The sequence below is a fragment of the Abyssisolibacter sp. ZYX002 genome (genome assembly GCF_056892235.1).
This window is the reverse complement of sequence record NZ_JARMXH010000001.1, coordinates 1,043,862-1,056,489: the sequence shown is the minus strand read 5'-3', so window position 1 is coordinate 1,056,489 and position 12,628 is coordinate 1,043,862. Positions and strand designations below refer to the sequence as shown.

Sequence of the window (12,628 nt, the reverse complement as noted above, 5' to 3'; positions counted from 1 at the left end):
ACCAGAACATTGGATGTATTGAAATCTGAATTGCTGTAATGTTTCTCTTACCTTTGGTATGTTTAACCAGAACATTGGATGTATTGAAATTTACTTCCAATAATGAAAAAAGCACAAGAGTAATAGCGTTTAACCAGAACATTGGATGTATTGAAATTTTAATTCTTCCGATTCTTTACCATAGCTAAACATGTTTAACCAGAACATTGGATGTATTGAAATACAATATGTTGAATGTATTACCACCTTTGAAATGGGTTTAACCAGAACATTGGATGTATTGAAATAGGGGTAGGAAAACAAACTTATGAAATTATAGCTAAGTTTAACCAGAACATTGGATGTATTGAAATAATAATCCTGTGCTACCTGTCTCATGAATCGTAATACGTTTAACTAGAACATTGGATGTATTGAAATGTTTGCGCATTTTTGTATTTTCTTGAATCAGATTAGGTTTAACCAGAACATTGGATGTATTGAAATGAAGCAAATGATTGCACAGGGCTGTTGATGCTTTGGTTTAACCAGAACATTGGATGTATTGAAATTATAAATGTTTTATATGTGGTCCTTGTGTCTCTATTTGTTTAACCAGAACATTGGATGTATTGAAATCCCATATAAAGGTCAATTCTATTTTTCTTAATGAAGCTTTAATTCGAAATCTCGTTTAACCAGAACATTGGATGTATTGAAATGTTGTTTGATTGTTTCAAAAGAATGTCTTAATTCGTTTAACCAGAACATTGGATGTATTGAAATTATAATTTGGGTCAAATGACTAGGAAAGAGGCGCAAGTTTAACCAGAACATTGGATGTATTGAAATATGGTTTCATAATCTTTTAAAAAGTTGTTACTTTGGTTTAACCAGAACATTGGATGTATTGAAATCCCCATGACTCAGAGATGAAATCTTCTTTATATAGTTTAACCAGAACATTGGATGTATTGAAATATCCTTTCTTCTAGGTCTATGTGTTCTTTGTATTCGTTTAACCAGAACATTGGATGTATTGAAATAAACAAAAGAAAATTGTACTTTCAAAACAGGGAGTGTTTAACCAGAACATTGGATGTATTGAAATTTTCTATTTATCCCTAAAATAGTATAGGGACAATTGTTTAACCAGAACATTGGATGTATTGAAATACATGTCTGCCAGTAGTGCTAAATAAAGCTTTTTCGTTTAACCAGAACATTGGATGTATTGAAATGTATTTGGAATATGTCTATCATCTATAGTAATTTGGTTTAACCAGAACATTGGATGTATTGAAATACAGTTGGTTTGTGGTGGGTAGCTTATGGCTGGGTGTTTAACCAGAACATTGGATGTATTGAAATGTTCTTAATGATTCCTTAAATATAATACCTCTTTCAAGTTTAACCAGAACATTGGATGTATTGAAATGTCACTAATCTAAATATTTCCTCCTTGAGCAATTCAGTTTAACCAGAACATTGGATGTATTGAAATTGTAGATGTTTGCCAAGTAGGAGTAAACGTCATATCCGTTTAACCAGAACATTGGATGTATTGAAATTCTAGTTTAAACACAACGTTGTTGTCTCTTGTTAAGTTTAACCAGAACATTGGATGTATTGAAATTGAGCTGTTACTATATCGTCTTTTATTGTTACTAATGTTTAACCAGAACATTAAATATAATCAAAAACCCAAACATTATCCAACAAAATAAAAATATCAATACAATTAACAAAACACTTCAAAAACTTGAGGTGTTTTTAATATGAACAAATAAAACAAGGAGATTTTATTGCTAGCGTCGAAGTCATATTATGACTCAAATTGGAAAAATAAGAGGTGATTGGAATAGGTAAAGTGTATTATTGTATCAAAGTTCTTGAGAATTTGAAATATTATGGGAGGTTAACAGGTAGAGAGCTAGCTGATTTGGTTGGAGTTAGTGAAAGATATGTTAAAGATTTGATTAAAGAACTTGATAGTGGTGATGGTATATATATAGATCATAGCAGAGGTAAGAGGGGATATCAGCTTTTAAGTGATAGTTTTTTGTGTGACTTTGGCTTGGATGATAACGAAATAATGGCACTTGATGCTGGAAAAGTTTTTCTCAAAGAGCAAAATGGATTTCATCTAGAAAAAGAGTATGATTTAGCTGTTGAAAAGATAAGAAATAAAAAACAGATGTGTAAAAGCAATATATTTATGGGGTATTTGAATAATGGTATAAATACAAATGTGAAAAATGAAAAAGAAAAAGTTATAAAGATACAAAAAGCTATTAGAGAACATAAAAAAATAAACATGAAATACTATTCTGTAAATAAAGGGGTGGTTTCATATAGGATAGTGCATCCATATTATGCATATAGTTATGATGGATTTTGGTATATGGCAGCATTTTGTGAAAACAACAATGAATTTAGAGATTTTAAGACTGTTAGAATCGAAGAAGTAAACCTGTGCGATGAGTGCTACCAGCAAAAGGATTTTGATTTTAAAGAGTTCATTAAAGGGTGTTTTGGTATCTTCAAAGATGAACCTATAGATATCAAATTGAAGATAAAAAGCCCTAGAAGTGTATATATCAAAGAGACTGTTTTTATAGAAAATCAAACTATTGAAGAAATTGATGATGGTGGCATTATATTTACAGCTACTATGAAAGGAAAACCAGAAATTAAGTCTTGGATTATGAGTATGGGAGCAGATGTAAGTGTATTAGAACCAATTAGTTTGAGAAATGAAATCATAGAAGAAATCAAAGAAATGAAAAAAATGTATAAATAGGGCATAAATAGTTCCTATGTATACGATATAATTATATTTGAACTGGAAATATTGAAAGAAGTAAAGTTTTATAGTTTAACCACAAGGGAGATGAAAAACATGAACTATTATGAAATCAAAACAACGGTGTATGTAAAAAACGACATACCATTTAGAAGTATAGGACATACGCTTGCTAGACATATAAACTATTGTATGACTAAGAGTGAGTATCTCAGAGACTTACATATAAAAAAGCTACCAAAACTTTATTGTTTTGATTATCTATATCCTTTTGAGAAAAGTAAAGTTTATCAAAAAGGTAAGGTGTATGTTTTTAGGATAAGGACACCAATTGAAAAAATAGCAATGGAACTAAAAAGGACTATAGCTTTTGTAAAAACAGATGAGTTTAACCCTTTAGGGGTAGAGATTAGAGATAAAAAGTTCTACAATGTAGACCAGATGAGTACTGTTACGCCTACGATAGCTACTGTGAACAAAATGAACTGGACTAAAGATGATGGGCTTGATAGTCTGTGGGAAATGATGGACAACAATCTGCACAGAAAAGCTAAAATGATATTTGATGATATAAATGAACTTAAAGAAAGCCCTATAGAGTATCTAGAGCAGAAGAATCATAAAGCTATAGTTATGCAGTATAAGGAAGGTATGGTACTAGGGAATAAGTTTTTGCTTAGATTTAAGCAAGATGATATATCTCAAAAACTAGCTTATATAGCACTAACATGTGGATTACTAGAAAAAACATCATCTGTGGGAGCTGGATTTTGCAATGTAGTAAAGGGGAGGTGAAATGATTGATAAGTAGTTTATTAGATACATTTAAAAAAGCTTATGAAATAAGGGGAGATGATTTAGTTATCGAAAATCATAAGCTTAAAGAAGGGCTGTATATCAAAATATACACAAATCAAGAAATAGAGACAGCTATCATAAAGAAGGATTCTCCAATAAATAATCAGTACAAATGGTTTAGGAAGGCAGATTTTTATTCATCGATAATCAATACAAATAAAAGCATTAAAGATAAGAAAATACATAGTTCAAATTATATGTCTATATTTATTAAAAAAGAAACTATATGTACTGTAAAGAACAAACAGCCACTTTCTATAGATGTGATTAAACAAAAACTAACAGAATACTACGATGTATTAAGAGGGTCAAAATATAACAATGAAGATATGGACAAGGAACTAGGTAAAAAGTTAGATGAAGACAAGTATCAGATTTGTAGAGAGTTTATTTTACAAAAATTTGATATAATCAAAAACTCAATCGATGGATGTGTGGACGACTTTGACAATTATATAAAGATATTCTTTGATTTTAATGATTGGGACTTGTATGTTCAAGAGCTTAATAGATATTTGACTGCTAATGTGTTTTTGAAGAATGATTTTAATATTAAGCTAGATAGAGATTTATATGGACTCTCTAGTATGAATATGGCATTAGACAATAAAAAGACTTTCTTAAAACATAAGACTACAAGGTTCAATGTACCATTTAGAATAAATGCAAAAGATGCGGTAATATTGTTCAAATACTCAAAGTGGCTTAAATCTAATAAGTTGGGAGATAATTTTAAAGCTTATGACTATGATTACAAAGTGCCATTAGAGGATAGAGACATAAAAGATGATGAAGATAAGTACTACATGTTTTTTTCTAATAATCATGACATCATAGAAATACAAGATTTTGATATAATACCAGCTTTTAAATTCCGCAGTGATTTCTTTGTCCAGAACTTTATAGGTGCAAAATACTATGATAAAGATAAAAAGATGAATTTGTTATTTGATTATACAAACTATAATGGGAATGATGCAAAGAGTTTATTAAAAGCATTAGATGAAGGATTGTACAACAAAAGACTTATATACTATTTTAAAAGAAAGCTAAGTGATATCAAACCCTCCAAGTGGGATAGTAAAAGGTTTTGTAATCTGCTGATATTGACTAAACAGTCAGCTTTTGACTTTGTCTATAAAAACGATGTTGTTAGTTTTAAAGAAGCAGTGAGAAAGTATTACTTGCAGTTAGTGTTAGAAAATATAAGTATAAGTTTAAAAAAGGGTAAAAATGCACTGAATGTTTATGTAGCATTGAAGAAATTTTTAGGAATAGGGGGAGAAGTTGTAGTGAAAAAGATTAAAGAGTTGAGAGAGTGTACTGTTGACTATATCAATGAACCTTATACACATGATTTGATAGATATAGACCAATATTCTTTTGTAGCAGGACAGATTGCATATTATTTGATAAATCAATCAGTGTCTGCTAATAAAAACCATGATGTGATAGAGAGGATGATAAATATACAAGCTGTAGCTGGTATAAATGATGAACTAAAATATTGGTTTAAAAGATATGCTCACGCTGTAAGTTTGAACTACAAGAAGTTTAACAAAGCTTTATCTATGGTTCTTGCTTATGATAAGGCACAGAAGATAAACGAAGATATATTCTTAGCTGGATATCTAGGGGACAATATTTTTTATGAGAAAAAGGGGGATGTTGTAAATGAAAATGAACAATAGAGTATATGGAGTAGCTGGTATTAGAGCAAATATGTCGAACTGGAATGCTGATTTTACAGGTAGACCTAAGACCACATCTAAAAATATAATATTTGGTAGTGATAAAGCTTTCAAATACCCTATCAAATACCAATGGAACAATGATGGAGAAAAAGTACTATATTTTAAATCGTACAAACAAGAAAAAGAAAAAGTACAACCAAGATCGTTAAAGGAAAGATATGAATTTGTATTTGATACAAAGATTGATAACAAGACAAAAACATGTGATGTTATGAAAAATCTATTTGATGCAATAGATGTGATGAATTTCGGGGCTACATTTGCAGAGCAAAAGCAAAACATATCTATCACAGGAGCTGTTCAGATAGGGCAAGGTATGAACAAATATGACGATACTAGGGTAGAAGTTCAAGATATACTTTCACCTTTTAGAAATGCTAAGAATGATAATGCAGAAGCGTCATCATTAGGTACAAAAATAATCGTAGATGAGGCACATTATTGTTATCCGTTTACAGTTAATCCTTATGCATATGATGAATATATAGATGTGATAGAAGGATTTGAAGGATATACACAAAAGGCATACGAAAAATTCAAGGATGGAGTATTAAGAGGTGCTACAGCGTTTGCTACAAACAGCAAATTTGGTTGTGATAATGAGTATGCTATATTTATTGCCCTTAAGGAAAACGTTAAACTATCACTGCCTACGTTAGATAGATTTGTTGAGTTTAATAAAGGTGAAGATAAAAAAATACTAGATTGCACTAAACTCAGTAAACTACTTAGTCCTAAAATACTTGAAAATATTGAGAAGATTGAAGTATATATAGATGCATATAATCTTGAGTGTATTGGATTAGAAAATGTAGAAATTTATAATATTTATACGAGAGAAGTGATATAGTTGAGAGTGCTGAAATTTAGGGTATCAGGGAAGACAGCACATTTCAAAAAGCCAGATGTAAATTCTTATGCGTATTATAGTTATAATCACATTCATAAGGTAGCGATTATGGGAATCTTGGGTGCGATAACAGGGCTTAAAGGTTATGCACAGCAAAAAAAAGATGAAGTGTATCCTGAGTTTTATGAGAGGTTAAAAGATATAAAGGTAGGTATAGTTCCACCTATGACTAACAGAGGATATTTTAGTAAAAAGATTATATCGTTTAACAACTCTGTTGGATATGCTAATATAGATGCTAACAAGATGCCTTGCAATTTGATAGTTAGAGAACAATGGCTCGAGGATGTGTATTGGGATATATATATTGATTTGGATAGTATGGATGAGGATATGTCAAACAAGATAGTAGACTATGTGTCAAATTCACTATCAGAGTTTGTTCCATACTTAGGCAAAAACGACCACTATGCAATAATTGAAGATGTCAAGGTTATGGATTGTAGTGAAATATCTGACTTTAAGAAAATCGACAGCTTGTTTTACTGTGATGATATAGAGCTTGGTGATTATGCATATGTAGATGGAGATACACCCTTTTTATTCAAAGACTATTTTCCCTTTAGTCTAGCAAAGATAAACAATATGTATGAGTTTAGAGAGATAGGATTTACTAATAGATGCGTAGATGACGCACATATAAGTGTGATAAGACATGAAAATATGAACATAGCTTTGCTATAAACTTAGATTAAAAGGCTGTCTTCTGATAGTCTTTTATCTTTTCCAAGGAGGATGTGATTGATGGTTTTTGATATAAGTAAAGTACTTAAAAATCATGATAAGTACTTGGCTCACAAAACAAAAGGTAAGAAGGATGAAACTCTTAAAGAGCATCTTGACTGTACATATAGCTATTTTAATAAATTAGATGAATTAAAACGTATAGATAGAACTCTAAATAGTTTACTAGATTCTATGATAATAGATAGAAAAAAGAATATTAATATATCTGTGGATGTAAAGAAATATATAAAGAAGATTTTTCATGGGGCGATATACTATCATGATATAGGCAAGATAAACCCTGCGTTTCAAAAGATAAAAATGAACAACAAAGAATTTGAATCAATAGAGACAAACGACAATTCAAACCATAGCTTGTTATCAGCTTTGTTGTATGTTGATATTTTCTATGATGAGATTTCAGATTTACAAATAAAAAGGTACGATAAAGAGTTTGTCAAAGCAGTAATTTTTTCTTTTTCGTATATTATATCTAGGCATCATGGTTATCTAGTAGATATGAGTGAATTTATGAACAAGTTGAGTGGATTACATAACTCTATAGAGGTAGGGAGTATAGAGATTGAAGATTATGAGTATTTACCAAGGTTGATAGAGAGAAAAAAACTTATAGATAGCTATATATTTAATACAGATAAACTAGTTGTATCGAGTGATGAGTTTTATATATTGAATAAGATGTTGTTTAGTATGATTACTGCATGTGATTTTTATTCAACTAGTGATTATATGAATAAGAGGATAGAAGATTTTGGACATATAGAAGACGTATGGCTGTATAGAGAAGTGTTTGAAAACAATAATATAATTAAAAAAATTAGAAAGCATGAGGAATATAGAAATGGAAACATTAAGAAAGATACAGTAAGTGGTATCAATGTACTTAGGAGTGATATGTTTTTAGAAGCTGAAAAGATAATTAGACAAAATCATGAAAAGAACATATTTTACCTTGAAGCACCTACAGGAAGTGGCAAGACCATCAATTCTATCAATTTAGCATTAAATATGATTGAAAAAAATGAGGATATAAGGAAGGTTTTTTATGTATTTCCATTCAACACTCTTTGCGACCAGACTGCTGGTGTAATAAGTGATTTTTTTGGTAGTGAGAAAGTAGCAGTAATCAATTCGATTACACCTATAAAGACTAGCGAAGAAAGCCTTGACTACGATAAGGTATATTTAGATAAGCTTTTTTTACACTATCCTATAGTGTTGACTAGTCATGTTAATTTTTTTGATATGTTGTTTAGTTGCTCTAGAGAGAAACAATTACCGCTTATGCATCTAATGAATAGTGTGGTAATACTTGATGAAATACAGAGTTATAGAGTAAGTATATGGAAAGAACTCTCAAACATGATAGAAAGCTTTGCGTATTATTTTAACATGAAATTCATAATCATGTCTGCAACTCTTCCTCAGATAAGTGTTTTATCAGATAAAAATATAAAGAATACTAGATTAATAGAAGATTCTAATGTATATTTTTCAAACCCACTGTTTAAAAACAGAGTTAGGCTAGATTTTTCTTTACTTGAAAAAGGCAAGATTAGCCTAGATGTATTGTGTGACTTTGTAGTAGATTATATAAACAAACACAATACAAGGAGAGTGTTGATAGAATTCATAAACAAAAAAACATGTAGAGAGTTCTTTGAGATGATACAAAGTAAATTGAAAGATACACAAAAAATAGTTAAAGAGCTTACAGGTGATGATAGTAGTTTGTATAGAAAACATATCATAAAAAATTTAAAGGAAGATAAAGAAAACGAATATGTGTTAGTTGCTACTCAGGTGATAGAGGCAGGGGTAGATATAGATATGGATGTTGGGTTTAAAGACATATCTACGATAGAGGCAGAGGAACAATTTGCAGGTAGGATAAATAGATCGTGTAACGCTTTAGAATTTGGTGTTATATTTTTCTTTAATTATGATGAAGTGAGTAATGTATATAGAGATGATATCAGGACATCTTATTCTCTAATACAAAAAGAGTTTAAAGATATGTTCATATCTAAGAACTTCACAGAGTATTATCAATATGTGATGAAAGATATAGATGATATGAAAAATGAGTACAACAAAAACTCATACGAAAGATTCATGTACATGCTTAAAAACTTGAAATATGGTGAAGTGCGAAACAGCATGAAACTCATAGATAAACAGAGTCACCAAATATACTTAGAGCATAAACTAAAACTACCTGATGGCAAAGGATATATTGATGGACAAGTAGTATGGAGCGACTTTAAAAGGATATTATTTGATATGGATATACCTTATACTAAAAAGCAAGTACTATTGTCAAAATTAAAAGAAAAAATGAGTTATTTTATATATACGATAGAAAAAGAAATTGAGTCAGATGATGAGGATATCAAAGATATCATATATATTAAAGATGCACACAAATACTTTGACAATGACAAGTTTAATAGAGCAAAATTTCAGGAGGATAGAGTATATCCAAAAAGTAAAGGTGATGATATATATTTATAAGATTAGTGGAACTTTAGTCAATTATTATTTTCACTGTAAGCGTCAATGTTGGCTACATGGCAATAGAATCAACATGGAAGATAACAGTGAACTTGTCAAAATCGGAAAAGAGCTACACATAAATAAGACTATCAATACCAAACAAAAGGAAATAGCTATAGACAGTATAAAGTTAGATAAATTACAAGAAGAGTATCTATATGAATACAAAAAATCGGATGCTGATTTCTTAGCTGCAACATGGCAACTATTGTATTATTTGTATGTATTAAAGCAAAAAGGTATTTATAAAAAAGGTAGGTTAGTCTGCTTTGAAAAGAACAAAAAGACTAAGAAAGTACATGAGGTAAGATTGACTAATGCTTTAGATATGATATTGCGAGATTTGATAGAAGAAATACAGGTGTTTTTAGACTCAAGCCAGCTACCTGAGTTCATATATCAAAACAAGTGTAAAAAATGTGCGTATTATTCGTATTGTATACTATGAAAGGATGTAAGAGATGTCAGAGACTGTTAGATATATCATGTCAGAGGGGGAGTTAAAGAGAAAAGATAACTCTTTATGTTTTAGAAAAAACTCAAAGAATAACTATATTCCTATTAAGGGTATAAAGGAAATATACTGTATGAATGAAGTATCTATAAACACAAAACTTCTAGATTTTTTAGCTTCAAATGGTGTGATAGTACATTTTTTTAATTACTATGGAAGTTATACAGGTACGTTTTTTCCTAGAAGTAAGTATATAAGTGGTAAGTTGACAGTTTTGCAAGCAAAGAAATATATGGAAGATAGAAACAGTATAGCAAAGGCAGTTGTTAGAGGGATTATAGACAATATAGAATCATTACTTAGCCAATACTACAAGCGAGGAAACAAGATACTAAAGGAAAATATCGACTACATTAATACTCAGTCTAAAACAGATATCGAGAAAGCATCAAATATCAAAGAAATACTGGCAGTAGAGGGGCAGGTATGGTTTAGATTTTATGATTGTTTTAAATACATATTAAACAAAGATTTTGAGTTTGACAAAAGGACAAAAAGACCACCAGATAATCCTATCAATGCAATGATATCATTTGGCAATTCCATACTATATACTAAGGTAATTACTCAGATATATCACACACATCTAAATCAAGGTATAAGTTTTTTACATGAGCCATCAGAGGGCAGATTTTCCCTAGCGCTGGATTTAGCTGAGGTATTTAAACCTATTATTGTGTACAAGACCATTTTTCTATTAGCCAACAAAAAAATGATAAGGATTGGAGAGCATTTTGATAGGGATATGGAGTGCTGTTTGCTAAACGAAGAAGGTAAAAAGATATTCATAAGTAATATAAATGCGAAATTTGAAGAGACATTTATTCATACAAAATTAAAGAGAAAAGTATCTTATAATACAGCTATAAAAATAGATGCATATAAACTTGTTAAAACTTTACTTGAGAAAAAGGAATTTAAACCATTTAGTGTAAAGGAGATGGTGTAAATGACGAGAAAAAGATACAACTACAATTATGTATTCTTATTTTACGATGTCGAAGAATGTAGATGTAATAGAGTTTTTAAGATATGCAAGAGATACTTGAGTCATTACCAAAAATCAGTGTTCAGAGGGCAGATATCTCCATCCAAACTAATAAGTCTCAAAAGAGAACTAAAAAATGTTATAGACAAATCTTATGATTATGTGTCTATTATCAAGTTTATGAACCAGAGCTTCGATGAGGAGAACTTAGGGTTAGAACTTCAGATAGGGAATACTTTGATATTGTAGGCTGATGTTTAACCATTTTTTTAAAAGCATTCTTGGGGTAGATAAACTATGGGAGATAAATAGGGTTTTGCAATGATTGTTACTTTTTTAAGAGGAAGTGGTAAAAAACATTTGCCAAACCCTGTGAAGGTAGTGTTTCTTATTAAGATGTAAATACTACTAGATTAGAAAATAAAAAATAAATTCATAAAGAATCCTTAAATTCGACATATTTTGCTTTGGTTTAGTGGTATAACAGAAAAGAGGATTTTTTTGGAGTTTTTGATAATTTGGAGGTGTGTAACATGAACAAGATTATTATACATTGTAAATCTATTACGCCAATATTTATGAAAGGAGCAAGTGAAAAATTTGAATTAAGGGCTTCTTCTATAAAAGGGCTTTTACGTTTTTGGTGGAGAACTTATAATTGCTTTAACGATGATAAAGAACTTAGGAATGCTGAAAATAGAATATTTGGAGGTAAAATTACCGATTCAGATGGTAATGAGAAAAACATAATATCTCCAGTGAGAATTAAAGCATATTTAAAAAATAATTATGAAGTAGATAACTTAGGTAACTTGCTATCAAAACGACAAATAGACAAAGCAAGTATTGGATATATGTTTTATGGTATTAAAGAAAATATGAACGTTATGCTGAAGGAAAATTCAGAATTTTGCATAGAGCTATATTTTAAAAAAGAAGAAAAAATCAAGGAATATATTAAGGCTTTGCAGTATTTTCAAATTTTAGGAGGGATAGGAGCAAGAACAACACGAGGAGCTGGTGCTTTAGAAGTTACAAATATTGAATGTAATAATGAACTAATTAAAAAATATGCTCTAGAAAAATTAATTATAAAAGATTGGGATAACCATATAGAAAAGAAAGATGAGATAAATGTTGAAAGTAAATATATGAATATTATAGGGAACAAATTTGCTATCTATAAGTTGTCGAGTTGTACTGGTTGCCAAAACTGGTATCAAGCACTTAGTAAAATTGGTAGTAAATATAAAGAATTTAGAAATAATCATAAAAAAGATAGTGGGAAAAAAGTTTTTGGGCTTCCTTTAGCGTTTGGAGAAGATAAAGTTAAAGAAAAGGTCAAGGATATAGAAATTGAAAGAATAGTTTCACCTTTAAGATTTAAAGTGATAAAAACAAGAGAACAAAAGTATATAACTGTAGTTATTAGGATGGATGGAGGAATACTGGATGAAGGTTTTAATTATATAGATAAATTTTTAGAACAGGATATATTTGAAAAAATTGTTTAAAA

General features: G+C 29.9%; 10 protein-coding genes and 1 CRISPR repeat array (1 of these 11 running past the window's edge). All 10 genes read left to right on the top strand.

Features of this window, described 5'->3' with window-relative positions:
- Positions 1 to 1,681: direct repeats of the CRISPR family, unit length 30 nt; unit sequence GTTTAACCAGAACATTGGATGTATTGAAAT (it extends 2,108 nt beyond the left edge of the window).
- 150 nt (positions 1,682 to 1,831) lie between these two features.
- Positions 1,832 to 2,782: a helix-turn-helix transcriptional regulator gene (locus P3X86_RS04765; RefSeq protein WP_483291483.1), complete on the top strand. Its 951-nt coding sequence runs from the start codon at positions 1,832 to 1,834 to the stop codon at positions 2,780 to 2,782.
- A gap of 99 nt (positions 2,783 to 2,881) precedes the next feature.
- Positions 2,882 to 3,580, top strand: a complete 699-nt coding sequence (locus P3X86_RS04760) for a hypothetical protein (protein WP_483291482.1) — start codon at positions 2,882 to 2,884, stop codon at positions 3,578 to 3,580.
- 5 nt (positions 3,581 to 3,585) lie between these two features.
- Positions 3,586 to 5,334: a hypothetical protein gene (locus tag P3X86_RS04755; RefSeq protein ID WP_483291481.1), complete on the top strand. Its 1,749-nt coding sequence runs from the start codon at positions 3,586 to 3,588 to the stop codon at positions 5,332 to 5,334.
- Positions 5,318 to 6,247, top strand: coding sequence for a type I CRISPR-associated protein Cas7 (locus P3X86_RS04750; RefSeq protein ID WP_483291480.1), 930 nt, complete (start codon positions 5,318 to 5,320; stop codon positions 6,245 to 6,247). Before P3X86_RS04755 ends, P3X86_RS04750 begins: the two co-directional genes overlap by 17 nt.
- Positions 6,248 to 6,253: 6 nt before the next feature.
- On the top strand, positions 6,254 to 6,991 hold the full coding sequence (cas5b, locus tag P3X86_RS04745) for a type I-B CRISPR-associated protein Cas5b (RefSeq protein WP_483291741.1): 738 nt from the start codon (positions 6,254 to 6,256) through the stop codon (positions 6,989 to 6,991).
- A gap of 60 nt (positions 6,992 to 7,051) precedes the next feature.
- Entirely contained in the window at positions 7,052 to 9,568 is a 2,517-nt protein-coding gene (cas3, locus tag P3X86_RS04740; RefSeq protein WP_483291479.1) for a CRISPR-associated helicase Cas3', read from the top strand.
- The gene (locus P3X86_RS04735; protein WP_483291478.1) at positions 9,552 to 10,058 is read left to right on the top strand and encodes a CRISPR-associated protein Cas4; all 507 of its coding nucleotides are present in this window, start codon (positions 9,552 to 9,554) and stop codon (positions 10,056 to 10,058) included. The genes cas3 and P3X86_RS04735 overlap by 17 nt, the downstream gene beginning before the upstream one ends.
- 13 nt (positions 10,059 to 10,071) lie before the next feature.
- A complete protein-coding gene (cas1b, locus tag P3X86_RS04730; RefSeq protein ID WP_483291477.1) occupies positions 10,072 to 11,073 on the top strand; it encodes a type I-B CRISPR-associated endonuclease Cas1b in 1,002 nt (333 codons plus the stop codon).
- Entirely contained in the window at positions 11,074 to 11,361 is a 288-nt protein-coding gene (gene cas2 / locus P3X86_RS04725; protein ID WP_483291476.1) for a CRISPR-associated endonuclease Cas2, read from the top strand.
- A 284-nt stretch (positions 11,362 to 11,645) separates the two neighbouring features.
- Positions 11,646 to 12,626: a type III-B CRISPR module RAMP protein Cmr1 gene (cmr1, locus tag P3X86_RS04720; RefSeq protein WP_483291475.1), complete on the top strand. Its 981-nt coding sequence runs from the start codon at positions 11,646 to 11,648 to the stop codon at positions 12,624 to 12,626.
- The last annotated feature ends 2 nt before the right edge of the window (positions 12,627 to 12,628 follow it).